Raw genomic sequence first — 24,502 nt, forward strand, 5'->3', positions numbered from 1 at the left:
GTTAATCTCCGTTCGTCGGCGCTATCTTTACCGAAACGCCTTGTTCTTCAAGTTGTTGTTTGGTGTTCTCATCAATACGGTTATCAGTAACCAATACATCGATGTTTTCCCATGCCAATTCTAAATTTGGCATGCGATGAAAAAATTTGTCTGACTCGGCCAAAATCACCACCTTGCGAGCGACCTCAGCCATGGCTTTAGATAACCCAGTCAGTTCATTAAAGGTGGTAGAGCCACGATTTACATCCAAACCCGATGCGCCGATAAAGGCAACATCAAAACTGTAGGCGGCGATCATGTTTTTTGCCATTTCGCCCTGAAAAGATTGGGAATGGGCATCCCAAGTGCCGCCCGTCATTAGCACCGTGGGTTCGTTATCTGCCGAAGTTAACGCACTCGCAATACTTAACGAATTCGTTAATACCACCAGTTTTTGTTGATGCAAAAAAGGCAACAACGCAGCGGTGGTATTGCCACTATCGAGGATCAACTTGCTGCCATCAGACACAAATTTCGCCGCTTCTTGGGCAATGGCGACTTTTCGCGCTGCTACGGCAGACAATTCGGTGCTTGTCTGCGTTGTGGCTGACGGCAAAGGCGCGGCGCCACCGAATTCTCTGAGCACCCGCTTCTGTGCGGCCAATGCGGCTAAATCTTTGCGGATTGTGACTTGTGAGGTACCGAATCGCGATGCCATTTCATCCACATGAACATGGCCCGATTGATTCACCCATTCCACAATGTCATTTCTGCGCTGCTGGGTATTTCGCTTTTGCATTTCGAAACTTCTAAATTACGAACTGAAACAAATAAACCAATAAAAGTTACGTTGCGCAAGCTTTTTTAGTTATTTTCTTTCATATCTAGGTATACAGGTAAGGTTTTACCTGTTTCAGCGCTTTCTAATGCCAATTCGATAAGTTGAATAACAGGCAGCACCGATTCGCCACTGGCCGGTATCTCACCATCACCGGATAGGGTTTGCGCTAACCTGTCATAAAATTGCAAATATCCGCCATGTTCGGTCTGGATAGTGTGTAATTCCTCTCCATTACTCAGCTGCCCGTGTTGATGGCTAGGGGTTACTGCCCATTGGCTATCATCGAAAGTGAGTCCTTGCTTCAATTGGTTTTCCTGGGGATCTAAACCCAACTTCCTATAACTGCCTTTATCCCCTTGAAGATCAAACCGTATTGTTTGCTGAGCCTGAAAAGGCGAGCTTCCTAGAGTTACAGTGGTGTTTTCATAAAACAGGGTTATATCGAAGCTATCATCGCTTTGGCCGCCTTCTCTGAGAGTTTGAACCACTCCAAGTACCTGTTTAGGCAAACCAAATAATTGCACTGCTTGGTCGAAAAGGTGCGGTCCTAGATCCCACAAAATACCTGCACCGGGGCCGGCATTTTCTCGCCAACGATCCCGAGGGGTTGGTCTAAAGCGGTCGAATCGGGATACAAAACGGCGCACATGCCCCACTTTATTATTGGCAATGAGCTTTTTCACCGTAAGAAAATCGCCATCGAATCGCCGGTTTTGATACACGCACAACACCCGTTGTTTTTCTTTGGCTAAAGACACCAGCGCTTTGGCATCGTCACTGCTAAGGGTAAAAGGCTTTTCTACCAGTACGTGACAGTGAAACATTAACGCTTGTCTGGCTTGCATGGCATGTAAGGTATTGGGTGTGGTGATCACCACAAGGTCAATTTCGGCTGCCGCTAACGCCTTAGACATGGACGAATACACCGTCATACCGGGCAGCATGTCAGTCACCGCATCGGGCCTAGAAGACACAACGCCCACAAGATCAAAATCAGCAATAGACTGAAGGAAGGGAAGATGGAAGGTTTTGGCAGAAAAACCAAAACCCACCAAAAGGGTTCTAATCATTACGGTGTTGCCTGTCTTAAAGAAAAGCGACACATTAACCTATTGCGTCGCTTTCAACAAAAAACAGCAGTAACAGCTAAGTTACTTTTTCGTTGGGCGTGGCCAGTTGGCAATGGTGCGCTGACGTGCTCTGGCAACGGTTAAGGCGTTATCTTCTACCGCGCTAGTCACCGTTGAACCGGCGCCTACGGTGGCATTATCACCAATTTTCACCGGTGCCACCAACGACGAATTAGAGCCAATAAACGCATTGGCACCAATAGACGTTTTCGACTTATTCACGCCATCATAGTTACAGGTTATGGTGCCGGCACCAATATTGGCACCTGCCCCCACTTCGGCATCACCTAGGTAGGTTAAATGGTTAGCTTTCGCGCCTTCACCTAGCACCGCTTTTTTCATTTCCACAAAGTTGCCAACTTTGGCACGACTTTGCATTACCGCGCCGGGACGCAGGCGGGCATACGGCCCAACGGTACAAGCTTCGCCCACTGAGGCGTCTTCGATGATAGAGTTAGCTTCGATAACCGCGTTATCATCAATAGTGCAATTAGTCAGCATACAGTTAGGGCCAATACGCACGTTATTACCTATTTTGACGTCACCGCTTAACACAACGTTGACGTCGATGGAGACATCTTGCCCTGTCACTACGCTACCGCGTAAATCAAAGCGAGTTGGATCTGCCAAGGTTACGCCATCCATCATCAAGGCATGGGCTTGGCGTGCCTGCAAAGCTCGCTCTAGGGCGGCTAATTGGGCCCGATTGTTGATCCCTTCTACCTCGGTGGCAGTGTCGGGATGGGCGGCCTGAATCTCTTTGCCTTCTGCCGCGGCCATAGCAATCACATCTGTTAAATAGTATTCGCCCTGGGCATTGTCGTTACTTAGATTACCCAGCCAGCGTTTTAAATCAGCACCCGACATCATCATCATGCCGGTGTTAATTTCCTTAATTTGACGCTGAGCCTCGGTGGCATCTTTATGTTCCACAATGGCTTTTATGCTGTTGCCTTCTCTAACGATCCTTCCCATGCCGGTAGGATCATCAAGTTCAACGGTAAGTAGCGCCAAATCACAATTGGCCTTCACCGCCGCTAAACGGGCGAGGGTTTCAGCTTGAATAAGAGGCGCATCCCCTACCAAAATCAGCACATCTTCTTTTTCATCGATGTAAGGGACGGCCTGTTGTACCGCATGACCTGTGCCTAATTGTTCTGACTGCAAGCACCAATTTAAGTTATTGCCGGTAAGGGCCGCCTGCAGTTGATCACCGCCATGCCCATAAACCAGATGTACTGCACTTGCGTCTAAAGAATCCACCGTATTGATGACACGCTGGACCATTGGAATGCCGCCAATGGGGTGCAACACCTTAGGTAACGAAGATTTCATTCTTGTGCCCTTACCTGCGGCAAGAACAATGACAGAAAAAGCCATGTATTTTCCTTAATAAAAAATGCTGAACATCGATTTCATCCTGCTAGTGTAACCAAGGCGATAAAACAAGTCAGCGCATCATTAGGTAAAAATTGGCTTTATATTCTTATCCTTTTGTCTGGGTAGTAGTTTATATAGCGAAAAGGTATACTGAATGTTCATTGAAAATCTTTCACACAAGTTGAGAAAGCTAAGGAGAGCAGGTAGTTCGTGAAAACATTTCGAACCCTCCACAGAAGTATCTTATTACTCTTTGCAGTGGTGGTCATCGCCATTGTAACGCTCGTCCATTTTAGCGTTAATACTATTGTGGCAGAGCAAAGCCGTGCCCAACAGCAATCGTTATCTCCAGCCATTTCACTTATTGTTAATCAACTTCTAAAGCCTTTGCACATCTCTGAAGCTCTGGGTAAATCTCAAGAGTTGGTTGAGTTGATGGACAACCCTGAGGTTGATAAAAATCGTATATTTTCAACTCTTAACCGTTTGCAAGATGAGTTCGACCTGTACTTTTTTATTGCCAGTGAACAAGATCGCATGCAGTACAACTCAGACGGTACCTCCCTGCCTTTGGTTAAGGGCGATGTAAGCTGGTATTTCAAATACAAAGAACTGCCCGAAGACGCAGTAGCAGATATCGGAAAGTGGGAAGACACCCACTTTTATATTGATATTAAGATATACAACGACGACAACGAATTTCTTGGCTTTTTTGGTATTGGTAAAAGCCTATCTAGCTTCATCAGTATTTTCGACTCGTATAAACAACAGTATGGTTACGACTTTCTATTTGTTGATGAAAACGGCGATATTATGCTGTCATCTGACGCCAATTTAATGGCTGCGTATTCAGATTTTACTAACTTGTCAGAATTACCTTGGTACGCCAGCTTACCTGCGGATGTGCGTGACCAGCGGGCTCTCAATAATCGGCTAGTGACCATCAATCAGCAAGAATATCTTATTGCCGAAGTCAAATTGAACCAGTTTAACTGGACAGTATTTTTGCTTAGTCCGCTAGATAAACGCAAAGCCGAAATATCCAAAGCCTTTGTGATCAGTGTGGTCACCCTTCTGGTGGTCGTCTTTTCATTATTTATGATGATTTATCATCTGCTTTATTACTTCCGCAAAGACATGCAGCCCGATTTGGTTATTCGTAATACCCAACGTTTACCCGACCGACAGAAAATCGACTCCAAATACAAAGAAATGCTGGAAGAATACTCGTCGTTAAGTGTCATCATTGTGGGTGTGGATAACTTTAGCACCATCAATGACACCTACGGACGGAATGTGGGCGATGATGTGCTCGACCTAATTTCAGGGCACCTGCTTACAAGCGTAAGAACAAAAGACATTGTGGGCCGTTGGAGCAGCGAAGAATTTATTATTTTGCTGCCAGAAACTGGACCGAATGAGGCAGTGGAAATTGCACAAAGTTTACGCCACGGCATTGCCACTATGGACACGTCGGACATGCAGCCCCATATTCACCTTACCGGTTCGTTTGGCGTCTCGTTTACTGCCACACCACGGCCCTTGAACGAACTGACGGCAAACGCTGAAGATGCGTTGTATCAAGCCAGACGTGACGGCAATAACCTAGTCCGCAAGCAGCTAATTCAATAGACTTTATTGAAAGGCGACAAAACTTCCTAAAGTGGGGTTTGTCGCTCTTTTAGTACCTGCTGAATACTTGCTGAAATCGCGTCTGCTAAAGCGCTATGCTGCTTATGTAAAGAATGTACAGCGTTATCGGCTATTAATGTTACATGGGTTATCTTCTGCTTTGAAAAAACCGGTATGGGATGCCCATCACTGGGCAAGATCGCGTAGTCGTAGCGCCCTTTTACCATCAACTGTATAACCCGGTTAAAATCTTCTACCTTCAGCATTAACGCTTTAACCGGAATATCTGATCGCGCCTCTTTTATCGCACTGATCATCCGTCTGGTGGTAACTACCGTTTCGGTGCTGTCGGTCAGTATTGATGCATCACATACAACGCGAGCACTGCAATATAAGTTGGTATAGGCCTTACCCACTGGCGGATCCAAGGCAATCACATTTTCAAAGTGTTTAACGGCTCGATGTACCCTTACCGAGCTAGCATCCACCAAGCCTTCATTCAGTAACATAAGGCCCCGCTCACCACTCACCTCCATAAACTGAACACGTAACCCTAACCGCTCGTAGGCTTCCTTAACGATATCATTATAAAAGGTTTCAATTCGTGGGTGAGCAACATAACTAATGATATAAACCCGCTCTCTAGCAGAGGCTGGATAAATAATAGAGAGCAAAAAAACAAATACCCAAAGGGAGGGGCATCTTGCCATAAATAGCAAACCGGTAATGTTACAGTATATAGAATATAGTGCAGTTCTAGCTGTTCTGCCTAAAGATGAGCAAAACGAAAGGAACGGACTTTCCGTTTAAAGCAGGAAAGCCCGTAAAGTAGCAATTAGAAAGATACTTTCATTTGCAGACGGGCCGTCGCACCATCACCAATGGTCACATTGTTTGTGCCGCCACCGCCAAGGTAATCGGTATCGAACAAGTTCTCGATATTCAAACGCACACCCACTTCCTTGCCCATCACGTCTGTGGTGTAGGTTGCCCCAACATCGACACGAGTATAAGCATCTTTTTCAACGGTATTGGCATTATCGGCAAAGCGTGCGCCTTGATAAAACAACCCGGCATTCAGTGCGAGCTTGTCCGTCAGTTCATAACGAGACCACAACGATGCTGACCATTTAGGAGCATCGGCCGGGGTGTTACCTTGGAAGGATTCATCGACTTCGTATTCTGCATGTAAATACATCGCCGATGTCATCACAAACCATTTATCAGTCACTGCACCTTGAGCTGAAATTTCAAAACCTTTATGAGTTTGTAAGCCCGATTGGGTAGTTACTGTTTCATATACGGGATCGTCATCTAATTGCTCTGAAATTAACGTACCTGACTTTTCAATGTTAAACACAGCGGTATTCACTAACAGGCGCTCTGATACTTGCCATTTCGCCCCTAACTCCCATTGCTTAGAAGTTACCGCGTCGATTTCCATACCAAAGTTTTGGTCTAGCTCATCGTTAATGGTTTCGCTCGACTGAGGTTCAAAGCCTTCAGAGTAGTTCACATAAATGGTACTGCTTGCATCAGGATGGTAAAGCACGCCCACTTTAGGCAGTAAAGATTCATTATCTGCACCTGCACGATTTTGTTTGTCGTAACGACCACCTACAGCCACTTGCCAATGTTCGTTAAAGGTCATTAGATCTTGAAAATACACGCCGTAATAATCGTATTTGGTCACACTTAACGTATCGTCATTGTGGTAATCGAGATCCGGCCGTCCTGGTTCGGTTTCACCCGGCGTATAGGTAATGGTATCGCCACGCTCTATCAATTGTCCGTAGTAATAATCAAGGCTATTCGCACCAAACAATAAGTTGTGTTCAATACCGCCAAAGTTAACCTGACCATGCAAATCCACATAAGCCGTTTTAAACTGCCAATCATCAAAGCGGTCGTAAGGGTTGGAGTCATAGCTGTCGCCAGCTACGTAACCAGACGGATAACTCGGAGACGATTCGAATCTTTGCCGCTCGAAGGTTTGCTCGTTGTAACCAAGTTTTACGTCCCACTGAGAATTAAAAAAGTAGCTTAAATTTGCGCCAACATTCTCTACTGTGATGTCGGTAAATGCCCACGAGAAATCATTGATGGTGTGCTTTTCGCTAACCACATCGCCATTGTCGTCTAACCATGCGCCGGTATCCAAGGCCGCTTTATCGTTAGTGCGATCATAATACGCGTTCACTACAAGATCGTCGCTAAAATGATGCTCTACAATTAACGAGCCTAAAAAACGATCCCGTTCGCGGGTTTCGCCATTGTAATAATCACGGTCGAAATTCACGTCTTGTTTTACCAATACCGCGCGGTAATTAGTGTCTTCTACAATTTCACCGCCTGCATCTAACATAAAACGGGTAGAGCCGAATTGGTCTGTATCGGCGCTTAACTCTAGCAAGGGCGCAACAGTGGGTTGCTTGGTAACCATATTCACCAAACCACCCGGTGCAGATTGCCCGTATAAAATACTGGATGGGCCTTTAATGACTTCTACACGGGACAAGGTTTCGATGGGTTGCTGATAGTGGGACCAGTGTTGATGACCGTCACGCAAATAACCGGTGGACGAGCTTAGCTCAAAACCACGGGAGTTAAATACTTCTCGGTTTCGTTGGGTAGAGCCTGGCGACAAGCTGGCATCATTATTTAGCACCTCACCTAATGTGGTCGCTAATTGTTCACTCATAATTATTTCTGGAATTACGGTAACCGATTGAGCCGTTTCAAGCAGAGGTATGTTAGAGCGCATGGCACCAGATGCATCTTGTACCTGATAATCATCAAAAGAGGCACCATTAATGGTGATAACTTCCATCGCGTTAGCATTTGTGTTTGCTTCGCTTTCATCTGCTGAAGCCGATAACGCCACCAATCCCAAACTCACACCAACAAAAATCCGATTTAAACGCATGAAAGTTCCCAAATAGTATTCGCAATTAAGATAAGAGGCGCTGATATTAACACAAATGCAAATAGCATCAATTCCCATTTAAATATATTTCCACAATTTCTTTACAATCATGGGGTATTTGCTGACTACTGAATTGATTAAAATTTAAACGTAAATTATTGATATGTAAGTAGTATTAAATTACTCGCTTTTGAATTTATAGCCCACACTGTAAACGGCGGCAATTGGGTTTACATCCGCATCAATGGCGCTAATTTTTTTGCGTATATTTTTAATATGAGTATCGATATTACGATCGGAGATGTTGTCCGTGCAGGTGTATACACTATTGATAATATCTTCCCGACTAAAAACCCGTCCCACATGACTGATAAATAACCAGAATATTTTAAACTCTACAGCGGTAAGCTTTATATTTTCGCCGTGAAGATAAGCATCGTAGTTGTCTTTGCTTAAGCGAAAACCCTCGTACTTAATGGTATTGGCTGTGGTTGGGCTTGTTCTTCTAAGTACCGTTTTAATGCGGGCAACAACCTCTTTGGGGCTAAAAGGTTTACATATGTAATCATCTGCGCCCAGTTCCAAGCCCAGTAAGCGATCGCCTTCTTCTCGTTTCGCGGTAAGCATAATGATAGGTACATTCGAGAAAAGGCGAAGTCGTTGACAAATTTCAATGCCGCCAACATCTGGCAGCATTAAATCAAGAACCATAAGGTCGACCTCATGTTGCTTGATATATTCCACCACTCCCTGTCCGCTGGAAAAATGCACCGTGACGTAACCTTGCTGCTCACAGTACGCCACAAGAACTTCGGCAATGCTTTGTTCATCTTCAACAATGAGTATTTTTTGTGCCGTCATGTGCTAGCCTAACAATGAAAAGATAACCGTTACCTCTAGCCCACCTAACGGTGAAGTATCAAGGGTAATTGTTCCACCATGGGCATCGACGATTTGTTTACATAGGGCAAGCCCCAAGCCAGAGCCTCCGTGTTCTCTGCTACGAGATTTTTCGACTCGATAAAAGCGTTCAAATAACTTTTTTTGATCTTGGGGTAAAACCCCTGGTGCAGAATCTTGCAAAGTAAGTTGAATCGTACCATCTATTAATTGGCCAGTGATGATGACCTGCCCGCCACTTTGGGTATATCGACAACTGTTTTCCAACAAGTTAGAAAATAACTGTTTAAGGCGATTTTTATCGCCTTTTACAATCCATTCTTCTCCGTTGTATAAACTATCGCGGGTTAAAGTTAACCCTTGTTCGGCAAAACGGGCGGCATAGCTGTCAATCAAGGCGTTTAATAAACCTGTTAGATCCACCGGCGCAATCGTATAGGATAAATTCGCCATATCGTTATGGGCTAACTGCGCCAAATCATCCACAATTAGATTAAGGTTTTCTACTTGATTAACCAGCAAGGCAATACGTTTCTCATCGGGATCGAACACGCCGTCTTGTATGGCGATTAAATGTGAACGCAGCACCGTCAGAGGCGTTCTTAATTCATGGGAAGTATCTGACACCCACTGTTGACGCATTTGCTGATTTTGTTCAAGCGTTTGAGCCAACTCGTTAAAATTTTTAGACAAGGTGCCTAACTCGTCTTGGCTTACCGGTACTATTCGGCTACTAAAGTTACCTTTAGTTAACGCATCGGTACCGCCTACGATCTGCTTAATAGGTTTGGTTAAATGGCGAGACAAAACAATCGCCATAATAAAAGCCAAAACGACAACCCATAGCGTGATCACAAAGTAATTATTAAACTGAGCGGCTAAAAATGCCTTTGCAGGGCTTGTCTGTATAAACCGAGATGGCACCAGGCCTATCCAGCCAATGACCTTATTGTTCAACAAAATAGGCTCTACATGGGGGTTTTCATTTAACTTAGCTCTGCCCACAATCACTTGTTTATCTTTGTTATATAAACTTATTCTCTGCCCGGTTTTAAGGGAATCTTCAAGCCCAGACATACTCGGCTTTTTCTGCGGCTCGACGATAGCCCGCCATAATTGCATATTTTCTGTTATTGGCTGCCAACTCCCTAGCTCTCGATAGAACTCGGTAAGTTGATACTTAATACTGGCAACGTGGTTTTTTTCCTGTTGTTCCACAAAGTCGTTAAACCCTGTGGAGAAGCTCATATATAAAAAACCAAACATCACTCCAACCAGAGCGATATTGGTAACAAAAAAAGCCAAAAAGAATTTATGGATTAATTTCACAGAATTAAGACGCTTAGCGACGATAACGTAACACCTATTTCCCAGTGTTGCATATTGATTATACGCCTACAATTACCCCAGCTAAAAAGCGCCCCCTTTTCGAAACCCTTTTTGCCAAGAGCACCCGTATTGCCAACTTAAAAGGTAATATGGGCGGTATCACCTGGACTAAGCAATTGATATTGTGGTTTCACAAAGTTCGCATGTACCGTGCCTAAGGCTTTAGGGAACGATAAGGCAAGTTCATCGATGTTACTAAACCCATGTTTCGCCTGAAATACAATTGCTAAATCGTGGACATCAGTACCATCTATAGGAGTAACATCCACACGAGCAAAGGAAAGGGTTTGCTTATTAATACGCAATTCCATTTTTTGCGTAAGCGCCTTTTTTATATAATTTTTTAGCTCTGCAGCCGTTAAATTTTCTGGCATTATCTCGTCAATATCTCCCATAAGCCACGCTTGCTCACTTTGCAGGGCCGAGATCAAATGCGTGGTATTGGTATACACCTTTACCTCTACTTGCCCATCTCGCAAAATAACCTGTGCAGTGGTGGCTTTTAACTCGTGAGCAACAAGTTGTGGGCTTACACAGACAATATTTAAGAAAAAAACCAACCAGGTTATTTTAGTTAATACATTCATACTCGTTCTCTTTATGCTTTACCAAACAAATCCACTAGCCTACTTAGGCGGTAGGATGGTTACTTTGCAAATAAGGGTATTGTCGGTTTCCAGATCGTCACCCCAAATAAATTTTGCGCGTTTATCCCAATTAATATCGTCATAGCCGTCTTTTGGTCCCACCGACGCAAAATCATGCTCAACAGCATTAGGCCAGTCACTGTCATCAAAATCACTGCTTAGCCAATCACTGGGGGCCTCTTTGGCCATAAAAGTACAAAATCCTTCTCCCGCTACGGGGTTAGCTTCATTTTCACAACGTTTATTTAATGGCGCTTTATGCAACACCTCGCATTTAAAGCTTTTATCACTTACGGCAACCACAGCTTGAGAGTCGGTATCGGTTAACTGCATGATAAAACCCCCATCGCCCATTTGCTGATTTCTAGCACCAATGTATTCAAGGCCCGTATCATTTTGCTTAAAGTCTTTAATCATTAAATTAAGCTCAATAGGATAATTGGCAGAAAACGTAATACTTTCAGCATTAAACGAACGCTCTGTGGTAATGGGAACTGAATCTTCAATAAGCAATTGTTCGCCAATATAGGCGGTAAACCAGTTATCTGCCCACGCATCCAGTTTGAAATGGTGTTCGCCGGTAATTTCAGGATTAGTGCTTTGTTTTGTCACCGTTGCGGTGTGTTTATTAGGTAAAGGGCCTCTACAAAATGTGCCCGTTTCTACCTTACCGCCATTACTAATGGTTTTTTGCGTAAATTCGTAGCAGTTTTTCCCCTCTCGGGCGGGACGATAGGTCGTGAAATAGTCTTCCCCTTTGTATGAATAACGCATGGTACGGCTACCATCTTCAGCAATAGTATGGGTAAGGTTTTCAACATTGCCTCGCGGTGGGCGCAGGTCGGCCCGAATGCCCTGGGTATCGCCATTTAACGGTGCCACTCTGGGTAGTCGGCTTGTGTCTACTTCGCCCACTAAACACTGAATAATGTAGGGCGGCGTAGTCGAGGTTTGGTATCGATACCCAAAGGTGGGATCTGACTGTCCGTTACACACGTCAAGCTGCCCTTTGGCAATTGGGCTTCCGTCTGGATTATTATTGCCATACAACGGATAGCCGTCGTACCCCCACCCAATAATGGCATCACTCCCCTGGTTTTCCATTGCATCAATCATACAAGTGGGTGCCGCATGATAGTGATAGTCATCCCCCCGCCCTGCATGGCCTCCGCATATATCCAGTTGCCCCAACACCACTGTGTCGTGCTGCTCATCGTAGCTGTTAACGTCTAACTCCCCCTGAGAAGAATAGTCGTATATGGGCACACCATTTACCGCCACACCCACAGCAGCATCAATGGTGGTTACCGATTGAGCCTTTTGGGGGTGCAGCTTAATAGGAGCCACATAATCTTTCGCTGGCACAGGTATTTGCTCGTTGGTCGAGGTGATGCCAGTCATCATTTCGTGTTCAGGGTACGTTGAAGAGGCTACGTATGCGTAATTTTCATCGCAAGTCACCGATACGCTTTCCCCAAAGCCAGCCTGGCTAATAGATTGCTTGATTTGAGTACATCGCGGTGAATCTACATTTGCCGTTAGGTAAGCAGAATTCAGGGATGTTTGATCATTAGGCTCGGGTTTTCTATTTGGCTTGGGCCTATCACCACCGCGATCAGGTCGCTCGTAGGTAACCGACATACTGGCAGAGCCGAGGGTTATATCTTTTATGGCATTAAGCAGTGTGGCACGGTCCACTGTGACATTGGGGTTAACAATGACAGGCGCCGACAATGCATACAAGGTATAAGTATAGCGTTTCACCCCCGGCCCTTTAGAACAAGGTGGCGCGTACTGATTTACATTATTTACGCTATTCGACCCCACTTCACCAAGGGTTTCCCCTGCGTCGATATGGGTTTTGCTAGCTGGAATATTGTAAAGCGTCCAATACCAATGCATGCCCTCTGGTGCTTCATGATCCATAATTAGCGCATAATATTGCGTATCTGTGGGCGCGCCATGCCAATTTAACGGTGGGCTAATACCTTTGCCATCACAGGTGTAAACCATTGGTAGTTTACTATCATCATTTACTGCCGGACTACTTAGGGTAAACCCCTGCTCACGTCCTTGAGGATCCTGGCTATTGCAAGCCGTTAACAACAAACAGCAGAGGCCCATTAAGCACATAGCGTTAATTTTCTTCATCATGTAAAACTCCAAAGTTTGAGGTACATATATGAGTTCGCGAAGATAACTATAACCGGCAAATGTAGGGCAATTATGTAGTTTTGGGATTTTTAAATCGTAAAGGGATGTCCAGTAAATCCGTTAGGGGTGACCTTTCCCCATAAAAACAAAAAACAAAGCCCCGCACGAGGGAGGCTTTGAATGATAAATCCGTGCTTTGTAGTAGAGTAATCGGATTCACAAGCCATGCTGTTATCTTGCAGAAAGGCTTTGATATTTTGGAGGGTTGCATCCCAGCAGGTTTTAAAAGAGCAACTTACTTCCTCGTAAGCGATATCCATCGTTGATTCTATGTGTCAATTCTGGATAAATCTAGCTGGGTTAAATCAATTCGTATTTCATGCCTGTCATCTATACAAGCACCTTTTTCTTATTCGCTATCGGATGAGATTGCTTGAGCAAATATTGCCTCAAGAAGAGACAAGTCTAAATTTACGCCTGCTATATTGGCATCTATCCAGTCTTGCTGGGGTATTCGAGGCCATGACACATCATAGCCCAAGGTGAATAGCATTTCCTCGAAGAAGAAGCGCTGAACTCGGCCATTTCCTTCTCTGAATGGGTGGAGTAAGTTTATCTCACAAAATAAGTCAGCCACTTTGGATACGAAGGCTTCTTCAGTTTCCACATGTGCAAGAGTTGGGATAGTGTTAAATAACTTATTGGCTTCTGGCTCAATGCGTGACCATGTACAGAACCGCGTGCCACCTTTCGAAATATCGACATCTCTTAACTGACCTGCCCAATCATAGACATCCTGAAAGAGGTGATAGTGGAGCTGTTTTAGATGCTCCAGCGTAAAATCAGCTATTGTTAGCTTGGGGGCTTCGTAGGTTCTGTAACGCTCAGCGGTGAACTCAGCTTCGGCTTCTGCTAATAACACCGCATCGCGTATATCAAGATGATTGATAAGAACGTCAGAATCGGGGTAACAGTATCTATCCTGTGTTACACCGTACTTATCGAGCATACTTCCGTTTTAAGTCGGTAATACTTTTACGCTCATTACTTTTTTTAAGCGCAAGCCCTTCATAGCTCAGGCTTACTTCGAAGTTATCCATATTCGGGGTAAACCGACCTTTTTGGCTATTGCCAGTCTTTGCTTCGGTGTTTTTCATATACCCTCCAGTGTTGCTACGATTTTACCTTAACATGCAAGAAATAGCCATTATGCCCTACCTGAACAACCTCTTATCGCTTAACGCGGACGGATGTGTCTTGTTGTACACATCACGAAGCTTAGAGCGTGAAACAAAGGTGTAGATTTGTGTGCTGACAATGTCAGCATGGCCCAGCATTTCTTGCACATACCGGATGTCAGCGCCGTTATCCAGCATGATAGTGGCTGCTGCATGGCGAAACAGGTGACACTTGAAGCGCTAGAAGCAGAAATAGCCGACCTGACCGATGACCCTGTGCTCAGAGAAGAATGGCTTAATACCAACGTCCCCATTCTGGGATCAAAAACGCCTCAGAGCTACTTCAACACTCCCTCGGATAGAGCTAGGCTCATGCAAGTTGTGCTTGAAATGAAATTCGGTGAGATGGCTTAGGTCGCTTGATTAACAGCGACCTAAGCCATTAAATGCAAAGTCCGCCAGAGCAAGTTCGGTTTCGACAACAAAGCCCCGCACGAGCGAGGCTTTGGGTTTAAATTAACTTACATAAATAAGAGCCTACTAACCAAAAAAGTAACGCCAATCCCAGCTTCCGACATAGACATTAAAAATGCCAAATATTGCCATAAAAAAACTTAAAATCATGAAAGACACACTAATTAATGTGCCTAATTCAATACTGAGTGAACTAGAAAATTCCTTATTGAAAACAGAAGGAAAGATTGATGCGTTGTAACTTAAAATGACCAATATAACTCCAATAATTCCATTAAGGCCGTTCATTGCTAACTCAAAAGAAAGCCAGATTCCATATACAAAACTCATTAATAGAAAACTAGTTTTAAAGTAATTACCTGCGTCACCATTAGTATAATCGTATTGGTTACTAGCCGACATTAAAATGAATAGCATAATAAACCCAAGATATATTATTAAGTCATACTTTCTTACATAATTCGCAAATAGTAAGTCAAGAATAAATACCGTTATAAATATCAGACTTGGCATTACCGTTAATATAATAGATTTGTACTTAATCATTGTGCGGGGTAGACTCTCATTCGACCTTTCTGGCTAGTAGCTTTTTTAATAATTTCACTCGCAGCTGAGTTGCTTTTCAATATTCCCTTAATTATTGCTTCTTTGGATTCAGAACTAACAGAATGCCTTAAGTTACCATTCGCTTCTGCCATAGACAGCTCAATAGCAGTGAGCAGTGCAACCTTATGTGATGTAGATAATCCACCATAAAATATAAAAGGTTGTGCTGCCACGAATGGTAAAGCAGTTATCCCTGCTGTAATATACATTGTGTCCATTTGCAACGAATTCATATCTGCTCTCAAATTAGCGACTCCATCCACACCAGAAATATCATGAAAATTCGGCCCTGACTGTATATTTGAACCAGACATATAGACAGTATACCTAGCTATACCGTCACTCGTTTCTCCATTCTGTTCCAATCCACCATTTTCAATTAAGGTTTCAGAGTTAGCTGAATCAAAACATAATTGTGTAGGATTTCCTGCACCACATCCAGTCATACTCATTCCTGAAGGATCAACCATATTAACTGGATCATTCCCCACATAAGCATAAAGATTCATCTGATCTTCATAACCCACAGGGTCAGTCTGAAGGAATCGCCCTAATTTTGGATGATAAATCCGTGCTTTGTAGTAATAAAGCTCAGTACCTTCTATTAGAATTTGACCGGTATATCTGAATCGGGAATCGCTGCTGTTTTTATGAACCCATCCTTTATTTCACAATATACTTTAAATGGTATATCCGAAAATATGCCTTATTCAGAATATTATTGAAGACATTCATCAGTTAAGGTTTTACCCGCCTTAAACGCGTTATTACACCCGTGGTGAGGGTGATCCCCAGTAGAATTAAAACGCCACCAACAAGGGTTTGTAGTGATAGGGTTTCATTTAAGAATAACAGCCCCCAAAGAATACCGAATAAGGGCACAAGATACGCTACGGTTATGGCTTTGGCCGGGCCTACGCTGGCAATAAGGTTAAAATACAAAATGTAGGCAATACCCGTACCTAACACCGCTAGCGCCACCGCATTTGTCCAGGCCAATGCAGAGGGCATCACTGTAGGCAAGGTAGCCAAAGAAAAGGGCACTAACGCAATGGCAGCGTAAAATTGACTACCAAACGCCACCACTATAGGTTTTATTCCCACCAGCCAGCGTTTCATGGCACAAGCAGCAATGCCATAGCAAAAGGTTGCCGCGCAGGCGCTTAAAATAGGAAGAAAGCTAACATCACCTTCACCTACCCTATGGGCACTTAACAGCGCCACCCCAACAAAACCTAAAAATAACCCCGCCACAGCCGAACGGGATAATTTATCGCCAAGCCATACCAAGGCCACAATAGCGCCAAACATTGGCGCGGTAGCATTTAAAATAGCGTTTATTCCAGCCTCAAGGTGCAAGCTACTGTAATTAAACAGCACGAAGGGTACGGCGGTATTTACCACGCCTATAAAGGCAATTTGCCACCAGTATTGGCCTAAAGCGCGCCATCCGCCTACGGCCATGGCAAAGGGCAGCATCACCAATGTCGCCAGAATGGTTCTTAACTCTACCAAAGCAAACACGCCAAACTCGGGGGCGGCAACACGCATAAATAGAAAAGAGCCTCCCCAAATAGCCCCTAACACAAGTAACGACAACATATTCGCAGCTGACATAAACTTACAGCACTCCTTCTAATTTCAGCAACCTAGCTTTTCGCGTCAATCCGCCGGCATATCCGGTTAGCGTACCATTGGCGCCAATAACACGATGGCAAGGCACCACAATAGACAAGGGGTTTTTACCGTTAGCCAACCCCACGGCTCGAACGGCTTTCGGGTTATTGATGGAGCGGGCAATATCACCGTAAGTACGGGTTTCACCATAGGGGATAGCGGAAAGTGCCGTCCATACCTCACGCTGAAATGCCGTGCCTTCGGCGGCCAGAGGAAGGGAAAATTCGCGTCGTGTTGAGGCAAAATATTCTTGTAGCTGTTGGCTCGCTAACTCGGTAACACTCGAAGGGTTCTCTGTGGTGGCTTGCTCGTCGACAAACCGAATGGCGGTAATCCCACTATTATTGGCACAAACCTGTATTAAGCCGCATGGGCTTGGCATATACGCATTATACATGTGTTTATCTCTTGTCTAATTTTTGATTTGCCATGTGCCACATTTGCAACGTTAAATAAGGTCGCCATGGCGCAGCAGCAGTGGGTTTAACACCATGTTGCCTTGCTATTTTTTAACCCTTATCGCCAATCACGGGACCATCTTACCTGCTAATATAGGGCGATAAGATCGCCATCAAGAATGTCACCTGTCATGGGAAAGCCCGCCCCGATAATAGAAAATGGGTGCTGTGTTTGAATGAGTAGTGTAAAGCATTTTTACAACAAACAGGCGACGAAAACGGCACTGACAAAAAAGCACGGCATCTGTTTAAGTTAACGTCATTTTTCTCAATTATTCCGTAAAAACAACCAAAACACCTTACCTTATGAGCCGAAAGTCAGAGCAAGGTTGATTATGCCGAAGCCCAAAAGCATAATACTTCGCAAATTACTGTCTTTCCACGGAGGGAAAGGCGTCTATCATTCGCGGAGTTATTCTTGTCTAATAAGCTGACCACGTCCTTTTTCAGTCTAATCGTGCTGATAATGCTTTTATTTTCAGGCTCCGCGCTGTCAGCAGAAGACTGGCTGGATGATTATGCCGACTACGTCAAACGGCAAGCCATTAAATACAATGTGCCCGGTTACGCCTTTGTTTATTATCAGCAAGGCGAAACACCAAAGGTGTACGTTTTTGGGCGCACCCATAAAGGCGGCAAACCGATTGATGCCGATACCGTCTTTCGTTTAGCGTCGGTTTCTAAATCTTTTACGTCGCTTTTAATGGCAAAACTGGTGCATCAAGGAAGACTTAGCTGGGACACCCCTCTAAGTGATCTAGTCCCTAATATCCCATTTCAGGGTAAAGGCATGGACAAGCTGCAATTAAAACACATTGTTAGCCAATCCAGTGGCTTTATGCCCAATGCCTATGACAACCTCATTGAAGCCGACTACACCTTAGAGCGGGTGCTTCAACAATTAGCCGTGCTAGATCCTCTCTGTTTACCAGGCGATTGTTATACCTATCAAAACGCCATGTTTGGAGCCATTGCCTATTACTTAGGCATGCACAACACCTCGTATCATCGCCAGATGAGCGAGCAGGTGTTTGTGCCCTTAGGTATGAAAACCGCCAGTGTAGGGAAAAGCGCCTTACTTTCGTCAGCGAAATGGGCCCATCCACACATTGCTATTGCCCGTAACAAATGGCGAGAAGGCCGGGTGGAAAGCAATTATTACCGCTTTGCTCCTGCTGCCGGGGTTAATGCCAGCATTCGTGATATGACCATTTATTTGCAGGCCTTATTGGGGGAATTTCCCACCGTGGTGCCACCGGAAATTATCGAGGAAATCACCACGCCCGTGGTAAGAACCACCCGAGAAATACATCGGCGGGGCTGGCGGGAATACTTAAAAGATGCCCATTACGGTAAAGGTTGGCGCATCTATGACTTCGATGGCAAGCGTCTTAACTACCATAGTGGTTGGGTAAAAGGGTATCGGGCAGATGTGGCATTTTCTCCCGACTATAAGGCCGGGTATGTGATGCTAATGAATGCCGAATCTAACATGATCAATAGCACTACCGCCCAATTTTGGGCCCGCTATTTCGAGCAAGCCGATGAGAAACGACAAGCCAATAGCACTAACTAGTCCGGCAACGTCCCTGTAATGCCGGACACGTTTTCATCATGACTGGGTTTTCATATACGTATAACCACTTAAGCAGTTTTCGTAAAAATCAGTCCAGCGTACCGCTTCTCTTGGGTTTAAATTACCCGCTCGAATTTGTTTGTCTATCATACGTTTCACATCCGAGGCCATAGCACGGGGGTTGTATTGCATGATCTCAAGCACATCTTGTACCGATGACCCTTTCACCACTTCTTCAATGTAAAAGTCTTGGGGATCATCATCATAACTAAAGATATGCACTTCGTTTAAGCGACCAAACAGGTTGTGCATATCGCCCATCACATCTTGATACGCACCGGTTAAAAACAACCCCACATAATAGGGCTCATCTTTGTTCAGTTTGTGCATGGGCAAAATATCGGTAATTTCACGCCCGGCAGCAAATTGATTAATTTTACCGTCGCTGTCGCAGGTAATATCCACCAGCGAGCAATTCACATCGGGTTTTTCATTCATGCGAGTAACAGGCACAACGGGAAGTAACTGATCAATGGCCCAGGTATCGGCGGCGGATTGAAATACCGAAAAATTCGCCAAATACTGAGACGACAAACTGTAATCTAGTGCCTGAATTTCTTCAGGAACATAATCAGCAGCGGCGTAATAGGCCTGTAACCGCTTCATAATACGCCAGTACAGGGTTTCAATTTTGCCCAGTTCATCTAACGACAACACTCGTAGTTTAAAGGCGTCCATGGCCTGTTCTTTCCACTGCGAGGCATCGTTAAATACTTCCTGCATATTGGTTTGGGTGTCGAAGGTATCAGCCAGTTCACGAATGTTCTTCACAAACACATGTTCGCCGTCTACGGGGGTAACGTCCACTTCGGCCATGTCAGAGCGAATTTCACCCACAATTTCAGTGATCACGCAGCTATGATGAGCGGTAATGGCCCGGCCACTTTCACTCACCAAATTAGGATGAGGCACGCCTTCTAGGTCGCACACTTCTTTCATGCCGTACACCACGTCAGACACATATTCTTGCATATTGTAGTTGCGAGACGATTCATTGGTAGAAGCACTGCCATCATAATCGATACCCAATCCGCCGCCCACATCCACATAATCTAACTGAAAGCCCAATTTATGTAATTCGGCATAAATACGGGCACCTTCGGTCATGGCTTCTTTAACCGACCGAATATCTGTAAGCTGGCTGCCAATATGAAAGTGCAACAGTTTTAGGCACGACTCCATGCCTTGTTCGCGTAAAAACCGCGCGGCTTTAAGTATCTCGGCCACGGTTAAACCAAATTTGGCCCGTTCGCCGCCGGAACTTTCCCATTTGCCCCGCCCTTTTACCGTCATTTTGAAACGCAGACCAATAATAGGGTCGATGCCTAGTTCTTTGGCGGTTTTTACCAGCAAGGTAAGTTCGGAGTATTTTTCAATCACCACCACAATGCGACGGCCTAACTTGCGACCAAGCAATGCCAGTTTCATAAACTCGGCGTCTTTGTAGCCATTTAATACCGTTAATGATGCTTCATTGGTATTTAATGCCAATACGGTGATCAGCTCTGCCTTTGAGCCAGCTTCAAGGCCATAGTTAAAGGGTTCACCGGCATCGACGATCTCTTCAACCACTTCACGCATCTGATTTACTTTTACCGGATAAACACCTTGATACTCACCGTTATAATCGGCTTCAGCAATGGTATTTCTAAAAATGGTGTTTAAGTTTGCCACCTGTGAGCGCAGTACATCATGAAACCGAACCACCACCGGAAACTGTACACCCTCTTCCCGTATTTCATCGATAACCGCTTTTAAATCAATGCGAATACTTGAATCGGATGGAACCGGCGTAACATGTACATTGCCGTTTTCGCCAATGGTAAAATAGCCGCCGCCCCAGCGAGATACGCCGTACAATTTTTCCGCTTCTTCAATGCTCCACTGTGCCAATGTCTTCACCTTAAAAAATTAAACGCCCTGTCAGACATACTGAACAAGGCGAGTTGTGGATTATGTTTTATATTGCCCGCATTATAATCACACTGCGCACAAGCGCTATCAAAATTCGTTAAATACAGTGTATTTCATGGTATCGGTCGGTTTGCGATGTATTCCCGCCTCAAGGTATTTGCAGTGCTAATCATCATCCATTACGCTGAGTTAAAATAATCAAAATATCAGGGAACCATGTTTAAACCATTTATTGTAAGTAGTTTGCTTTTAGCTGCTTGCCAAAGTTTTGCTGCCACTTCCATTTCGCCTCTCGGTGAACAATTAAATCTCGATAATTTTAGAAAAGACGTACAGGTATTGGCCAGCGATGACTTCGAAGGTCGCGCCCCCTTGTCTGAAGGCGAACAAAAAACCGTGGATTACATTGTCTCACAGTTTAAATCTATTGGATTAAAGCCCGCTTTTGGTGACAGCTATATTCAAAAGGTGCCTTTAGCTAAAATTACCGCCGATCAAAATATGTCACTAACCATTGGTGATATGGAATTTAAAAATGGCTCGGACTTTACCGCTCGTACCCAACGGATAAGTGAGTCGATAGCAGTAAACGATGATGTGGTATTTGCCGGTTACGGCATTGTAGCACCAGAATATAACTGGAACGACTACGCCAATATTGATGTAAAAGGCAAAACCGTTATTGTGCTGGTAAACGACCCGGGGTTTGCATCAAAAGATGACGACCTGTTTACCGGTAACGCCATGACCTATTACGGGCGCTGGACTTACAAATATGAAGAAGCCGCCCGCCAAGGTGCCAAGGCTTTGTTTATTGTCCATGAAACCATGCCCGCAGGATACGGTTGGGGCGTGGTACAAAACTCGAACACCAACACTAAATATGCCTTGGTAGACGACAACGACAATCAATCCCAAGTTGGTGTAATGGGCTGGATTCAGCTTCGTGCAGCAGAAAAAATCTTCGCCGCAGCGGGTTTGAATTACCGCGAATTAAAAGCTGAGGCCGCCAAACCGGGATTTACAGCCATTGATTTGCATACCAAAGCAAAACTCGCCCTACATAACCGTATAGAACACGCCGAATCACAGAATCTTGCGGCACTTTTACCTGGCACATCCGCCGCCGACGAATGGATTGGTATACATGCTCACTGGGATCATTTAGGTAAAGCCATAGAAAACGGTAAAGAAGTGGTATTAAACGGTGCGGTGGATAACGCTTCTGGTGTGGCAGGTGTACTAGAGTTGGCTCGTGTACTTAAAAAACAAAGTAGCGAAAAACCGTTCAAACGTACACTCATGTTTAGTGCCTTTACCGCAGAAGAAACCGGCTTGCTGGGTGCCGAACACTTTGCCAAAAACCCGCCCATTGACCAATCGCAAATCGTAGCCTTTTTAAATATCGATGGTATGAACGTCAACGCCAGCACCGACTATATCTTGCAATATGGCAGTGGCTTATCGGAACTGGAAGACTATGTGGCTGATACCGCCGCCTCACAAGGTCGCTATGTGAAACCCGATCCTCGGCCACAAAATGGGCTGTTTTTCCGCTCTGACCATTTTGCCGCTGCACGACAAGGGATCCCGTCTTACTTGTTCATGAGTTTAGGCGATACCGACCCCTCATTTATTGCCAAGCGCTACCATAAGGCCGCGGACGACTACCTTCCAGAGTGGAATTTAGGCGGCGTAAGACAAGATTTAGATCTTATCGGGCAAATTATGGTGCAACTGGCAGATAATGGCGATTGGCCAGCTTGGACCACAGAGTCAGATTTTAAAGCCGCCAGAAAAGCCTCGGGTAGATAACCTGTAAGTTTAAAAAAGAGAATAAAAAAAGGGTGTAGCATTTTGCTACACCCTTTTTTTATTATTAGCTAACAAGGCTTAGTCGTCGCCAAATTCACGGACAATAGTATTGATGGTGTCTTTAGCATCACCCAATACCATCCGCGTGTTGTCTTTAAAGAACAGCGGGTTATCGACTCCGGCAAAACCTGCATTAGCTGAACGCTTCAAAACAAACACGGTTTTTGCGCGATAGGCCTCAATAACCGGCATGCCATAAATGGGGCTACCTTTCATTTCTTTCGCCGCAGGATTGACCACGTCGTTAGCACCGATAACAATCACCACGTCGTAGTTTTCCATGCGGGGGTTTACCTCGTCCATTTCATACAACTGATCATAAGGCACATCGGCTTCGGCTAGTAACACGTTCATGTGACCGGGCATACGTCCGGCTACCGGGTGAATCGCGTATTCCACCGTACAACCGTTTTCTTCCAGCAAGGTTTGCATTTCACGTACCGCATGTTGCGCTTGTGCCACCGCCATACCGTAACCTGGCACAACAAGTACTGCTTGTGCCGCTTCCAGTACATAAAAGGCGTCTTGGGCGGCCATCACTTTAATTTCACCTTCAATTTTCTCGCCCGCTTCTACCGGCTTCGCAAAACCTGAAAGTAATACGTTCATCAGCGAACGGTTCATGGCCTTGCACATAATGTTGGTAAGGATAAGCCCAGATGCCCCGACCAATAAGCCGGTAACAATGAGTATGGTATTGCCCACAGCCAAACCTGCTGCCGTAGCCGCAACACCGGAATAACTATTAAGCAGGGCAATCACCACTGGCATATCCGCACCACCAATTGAAATGGTGGCCAGAACACCAAAGGACAGAGCCAGCACGATGATAAGCGTTAACAAAACCGCATTAGCTGGATCGTTCACAAACAAATAACCCACCACAAAAAACGCCACAAGGTGAGCAATGCTAAGCTCTCGAAGACCAGTAAAGATAACCGCTTTGGCTCCCATGCGTCCGGACAGTTTTCCCCAGGCCACCACCGAGCCCGAAAAGGTAATGCCACCAATCACAATGGTGAGGATCACGGTGATGAGCATAAAGTGTGACAACAGATGAAATGACATGGCTGTTTGCTGGCTAATTGCCGCCCATCCCAATAACAGAGAAGCCGCACCACCAAAACCGTTAAACAAGGACACCATTTCTGGCATCTGTGTCATCTCAACGGACTTGGCTTTCCAAGCACCGTATGCGCCGCCCACAACAAAGCCCAATATTATCCAATGGTAAGAGATAATTTGATGGTCAAGCAGGGTGACGATCACCGCCACAAACATGCCCACCGCAGAAACAAGGTTCCCTTTGCGGGCCGTGGCCGGATGACTAAGTAATTTTAAACCCAAGATAAAAAGCCCCGCCGCAAGGACGTAAGCCAGATTAATAATCAGTGCTACAGATTCCATATTTTCGGCCCCTTACTTCCGGTCTTTTTTCTTAAACATGCCAAGCATACGGTCAGTAACCATATAGCCGCCCACTACATTGATGCTAGCTAGCGCCACCGCCGCTGTGCCTAAAATGGTAGTGAGTACATCATGATCCGTGCCTGATGCCGCTAATGCCCCAACTAAGGTTATGCCCGAAATGGCGTTAGAGCCTGACATCAGTGGCGTATGTAAGGTAGAAGGCACTTTACGAATGAGTTCGAAGCCCAAAAAAGCTGCCAGTAGAACGATAAAAATTAAGTAGATATTTTCCATGG

The 24,502-nt window shown here is 45.0% G+C and carries 22 protein-coding genes and 1 pseudogene; 4 read left to right on the forward strand and 19 right to left on the reverse strand.

Annotation, left to right across the window (positions count from 1 at the left end; all coding sequences use genetic code 11):
- Position 1: 1 nt before the first annotated feature.
- The 3 genes from KO501_RS08440 to glmU form a co-directional block, all read right to left on the reverse strand.
- The gene (locus KO501_RS08440) at positions 2-778 is read right to left on the reverse strand and encodes a DeoR/GlpR family DNA-binding transcription regulator (RefSeq protein WP_216029219.1); all 777 of its coding nucleotides are present in this window, start codon (positions 776-778) and stop codon (positions 2-4) included.
- Between the two features lie 65 nt (positions 779-843).
- On the reverse strand, positions 844-1,890 hold the full coding sequence (locus KO501_RS08445) for a Gfo/Idh/MocA family oxidoreductase (RefSeq protein ID WP_216029220.1): 1,047 nt from the start codon (positions 1,888-1,890) through the stop codon (positions 844-846).
- A gap of 81 nt (positions 1,891-1,971) precedes the next feature.
- Positions 1,972-3,330, reverse strand: coding sequence for a bifunctional UDP-N-acetylglucosamine diphosphorylase/glucosamine-1-phosphate N-acetyltransferase GlmU (glmU, locus tag KO501_RS08450; RefSeq protein WP_216029221.1), 1,359 nt, complete (start codon positions 3,328-3,330; stop codon positions 1,972-1,974).
- A 210-nt stretch (positions 3,331-3,540) separates the two neighbouring features.
- On the opposite strand from glmU, the gene KO501_RS08455 reads away from it, so the two are divergent.
- Complete coding sequence (locus KO501_RS08455; protein WP_216029222.1) at positions 3,541-4,962, forward strand: sensor domain-containing diguanylate cyclase; 1,422 nt, start codon at positions 3,541-3,543, stop codon at positions 4,960-4,962.
- A gap of 26 nt (positions 4,963-4,988) precedes the next feature.
- Here KO501_RS08455 and KO501_RS08460 read toward each other — a convergent pair whose 3' ends face one another.
- The 9 genes from KO501_RS08460 to KO501_RS08500 all read right to left on the reverse strand — a co-directional run bounded on the left by KO501_RS08460 (position 4,989) and on the right by KO501_RS08500 (position 14,354).
- Positions 4,989-5,672: a hypothetical protein gene (locus KO501_RS08460; protein WP_216029223.1), complete on the reverse strand. Its 684-nt coding sequence runs from the start codon at positions 5,670-5,672 to the stop codon at positions 4,989-4,991.
- A 125-nt stretch (positions 5,673-5,797) separates the two neighbouring features.
- Positions 5,798-7,888 carry a TonB-dependent receptor gene (locus tag KO501_RS08465; protein WP_216029224.1) on the reverse strand — a complete coding sequence of 697 codons (2,091 nt, stop codon included), beginning with the start codon at positions 7,886-7,888 and terminating at the stop codon, positions 5,798-5,800.
- A gap of 180 nt (positions 7,889-8,068) precedes the next feature.
- Positions 8,069-8,749: a response regulator gene (locus KO501_RS08470; protein WP_216029225.1), complete on the reverse strand. Its 681-nt coding sequence runs from the start codon at positions 8,747-8,749 to the stop codon at positions 8,069-8,071.
- A 3-nt stretch (positions 8,750-8,752) separates the two neighbouring features.
- Positions 8,753-10,117, reverse strand: a complete 1,365-nt coding sequence (locus KO501_RS08475) for an ATP-binding protein (protein WP_354667817.1) — start codon at positions 10,115-10,117, stop codon at positions 8,753-8,755.
- 137 nt (positions 10,118-10,254) lie between these two features.
- Positions 10,255-10,764: a hypothetical protein gene (locus KO501_RS08480; RefSeq protein WP_216029226.1), complete on the reverse strand. Its 510-nt coding sequence runs from the start codon at positions 10,762-10,764 to the stop codon at positions 10,255-10,257.
- Between the two features lie 39 nt (positions 10,765-10,803).
- The gene (locus KO501_RS08485) at positions 10,804-12,978 is read right to left on the reverse strand and encodes a YHYH protein (protein WP_216029227.1); all 2,175 of its coding nucleotides are present in this window, start codon (positions 12,976-12,978) and stop codon (positions 10,804-10,806) included.
- A gap of 409 nt (positions 12,979-13,387) precedes the next feature.
- Positions 13,388-13,987 (reverse strand): putative adenosine monophosphate-protein transferase Fic, encoded by a 600-nt coding sequence (locus KO501_RS08490; RefSeq protein ID WP_216029228.1) that lies wholly within the window; start codon positions 13,985-13,987, stop codon positions 13,388-13,390.
- Positions 13,977-14,135 (reverse strand): hypothetical protein, encoded by a 159-nt coding sequence (locus tag KO501_RS08495; RefSeq protein ID WP_216029229.1) that lies wholly within the window; start codon positions 14,133-14,135, stop codon positions 13,977-13,979. Before KO501_RS08495 ends, KO501_RS08490 begins: the two co-directional genes overlap by 11 nt.
- A gap of 57 nt (positions 14,136-14,192) precedes the next feature.
- Positions 14,193-14,354 (reverse strand): tyrosine-type recombinase/integrase, encoded by a 162-nt coding sequence (locus KO501_RS08500; protein WP_216029230.1) that lies wholly within the window; start codon positions 14,352-14,354, stop codon positions 14,193-14,195.
- On the opposite strand from KO501_RS08500, the gene KO501_RS18480 reads away from it, so the two are divergent.
- Entirely contained in the window at positions 14,283-14,570 is a 288-nt protein-coding gene (locus KO501_RS18480; protein WP_216029452.1) for a hypothetical protein, read from the forward strand. The genes KO501_RS08500 and KO501_RS18480 overlap by 72 nt on opposite strands.
- Before the next feature lie 126 nt (positions 14,571-14,696).
- On the opposite strand, the gene KO501_RS08510 is transcribed toward KO501_RS18480, so the two are convergent.
- From KO501_RS08510 to KO501_RS08525, 4 genes and pseudogenes are all read right to left on the reverse strand, one after another.
- Positions 14,697-15,047, reverse strand: a complete 351-nt coding sequence (locus KO501_RS08510; protein WP_216029231.1) for a hypothetical protein — start codon at positions 15,045-15,047, stop codon at positions 14,697-14,699.
- Between the two features lie 125 nt (positions 15,048-15,172).
- A pseudogene (locus KO501_RS08515) lies at positions 15,173-15,874 on the reverse strand (RHS repeat-associated core domain-containing protein); the annotation flags it as partial.
- 100 nt (positions 15,875-15,974) lie between these two features.
- The gene (locus KO501_RS08520; RefSeq protein ID WP_216029232.1) at positions 15,975-16,853 is read right to left on the reverse strand and encodes a DMT family transporter; all 879 of its coding nucleotides are present in this window, start codon (positions 16,851-16,853) and stop codon (positions 15,975-15,977) included.
- 4 nt (positions 16,854-16,857) lie between these two features.
- Entirely contained in the window at positions 16,858-17,310 is a 453-nt protein-coding gene (locus KO501_RS08525; RefSeq protein ID WP_216029233.1) for a methylated-DNA--[protein]-cysteine S-methyltransferase, read from the reverse strand.
- A gap of 527 nt (positions 17,311-17,837) precedes the next feature.
- Between KO501_RS08525 and KO501_RS08530 the strand changes: the two genes are divergently transcribed.
- Positions 17,838-18,947, forward strand: coding sequence for a serine hydrolase domain-containing protein (locus tag KO501_RS08530; protein ID WP_216029438.1), 1,110 nt, complete (start codon positions 17,838-17,840; stop codon positions 18,945-18,947).
- 36 nt (positions 18,948-18,983) lie between these two features.
- On the opposite strand, the gene speA is transcribed toward KO501_RS08530, so the two are convergent.
- Positions 18,984-20,900, reverse strand: a complete 1,917-nt coding sequence (gene speA / locus KO501_RS08535) for a biosynthetic arginine decarboxylase (protein WP_216029234.1) — start codon at positions 20,898-20,900, stop codon at positions 18,984-18,986.
- 237 nt (positions 20,901-21,137) lie between these two features.
- On the opposite strand from speA, the gene KO501_RS08540 reads away from it, so the two are divergent.
- Positions 21,138-22,736 (forward strand): M28 family metallopeptidase, encoded by a 1,599-nt coding sequence (locus tag KO501_RS08540; protein ID WP_216029235.1) that lies wholly within the window; start codon positions 21,138-21,140, stop codon positions 22,734-22,736.
- A gap of 78 nt (positions 22,737-22,814) precedes the next feature.
- On the opposite strand, the gene KO501_RS08545 is transcribed toward KO501_RS08540, so the two are convergent.
- Both KO501_RS08545 and KO501_RS08550 read right to left on the reverse strand, forming a co-directional pair.
- Complete coding sequence (locus tag KO501_RS08545; RefSeq protein WP_216029236.1) at positions 22,815-24,203, reverse strand: NAD(P)(+) transhydrogenase (Re/Si-specific) subunit beta; 1,389 nt, start codon at positions 24,201-24,203, stop codon at positions 22,815-22,817.
- 12 nt (positions 24,204-24,215) lie between these two features.
- A complete protein-coding gene (locus tag KO501_RS08550) occupies positions 24,216-24,500 on the reverse strand; it encodes an NAD(P) transhydrogenase subunit alpha (protein ID WP_216029237.1) in 285 nt (94 codons plus the stop codon).
- Between the last annotated feature and the right edge of the window lie 2 nt (positions 24,501-24,502).

It is taken from the genome of Alteromonas sp. C1M14, assembly GCF_018860965.1.
In the GTDB taxonomy this organism is placed as follows: Bacteria; Pseudomonadota; Gammaproteobacteria; order Enterobacterales; family Alteromonadaceae; genus Alteromonas.

What these genes read in the sequence shown, in the direction of transcription:
- KO501_RS08500 (WP_216029230.1), bottom strand. Translation starts at nt 14,354, where the DNA reads ATGCTGGATAACGGCGCTGACATCCGGTATGTGCAAGAAATGCTGGGC.
- KO501_RS08445 (WP_216029220.1), bottom strand. Translation starts at nt 1,890, where the DNA reads ATGATTAGAACCCTTTTGGTGGGTTTTGGTTTTTCTGCCAAAACCTTC.
- KO501_RS08550 (WP_216029237.1), bottom strand. Translation starts at nt 24,500, where the DNA reads ATGGAAAATATCTACTTAATTTTTATCGTTCTACTGGCAGCTTTTTTG.
- KO501_RS08545 (WP_216029236.1), bottom strand. Translation starts at nt 24,203, where the DNA reads ATGGAATCTGTAGCACTGATTATTAATCTGGCTTACGTCCTTGCGGCG.
- KO501_RS08480 (WP_216029226.1), bottom strand. Translation starts at nt 10,764, where the DNA reads ATGAATGTATTAACTAAAATAACCTGGTTGGTTTTTTTCTTAAATATT.
- KO501_RS08540 (WP_216029235.1), top strand. Translation starts at nt 21,138, where the DNA reads ATGTTTAAACCATTTATTGTAAGTAGTTTGCTTTTAGCTGCTTGCCAA.
- KO501_RS08510 (WP_216029231.1), bottom strand. Translation starts at nt 15,047, where the DNA reads ATGCTATTCATTTTAATGTCGGCTAGTAACCAATACGATTATACTAAT.
- KO501_RS08440 (WP_216029219.1), bottom strand. Translation starts at nt 778, where the DNA reads ATGCAAAAGCGAAATACCCAGCAGCGCAGAAATGACATTGTGGAATGG.
- KO501_RS08530 (WP_216029438.1), top strand. Translation starts at nt 17,838, where the DNA reads ATGCTTTTATTTTCAGGCTCCGCGCTGTCAGCAGAAGACTGGCTGGAT.
- KO501_RS08485 (WP_216029227.1), bottom strand. Translation starts at nt 12,978, where the DNA reads ATGATGAAGAAAATTAACGCTATGTGCTTAATGGGCCTCTGCTGTTTG.
- KO501_RS08465 (WP_216029224.1), bottom strand. Translation starts at nt 7,888, where the DNA reads ATGCGTTTAAATCGGATTTTTGTTGGTGTGAGTTTGGGATTGGTGGCG.
- KO501_RS08460 (WP_216029223.1), bottom strand. Translation starts at nt 5,672, where the DNA reads ATGGCAAGATGCCCCTCCCTTTGGGTATTTGTTTTTTTGCTCTCTATT.
- KO501_RS08470 (WP_216029225.1), bottom strand. Translation starts at nt 8,749, where the DNA reads ATGACGGCACAAAAAATACTCATTGTTGAAGATGAACAAAGCATTGCC.
- KO501_RS08520 (WP_216029232.1), bottom strand. Translation starts at nt 16,853, where the DNA reads ATGTCAGCTGCGAATATGTTGTCGTTACTTGTGTTAGGGGCTATTTGG.
- KO501_RS08525 (WP_216029233.1), bottom strand. Translation starts at nt 17,310, where the DNA reads ATGTATAATGCGTATATGCCAAGCCCATGCGGCTTAATACAGGTTTGT.
- KO501_RS08490 (WP_216029228.1), bottom strand. Translation starts at nt 13,987, where the DNA reads ATGCTCGATAAGTACGGTGTAACACAGGATAGATACTGTTACCCCGAT.
- glmU (WP_216029221.1), bottom strand. Translation starts at nt 3,330, where the DNA reads ATGGCTTTTTCTGTCATTGTTCTTGCCGCAGGTAAGGGCACAAGAATG.
- KO501_RS08495 (WP_216029229.1), bottom strand. Translation starts at nt 14,135, where the DNA reads ATGAAAAACACCGAAGCAAAGACTGGCAATAGCCAAAAAGGTCGGTTT.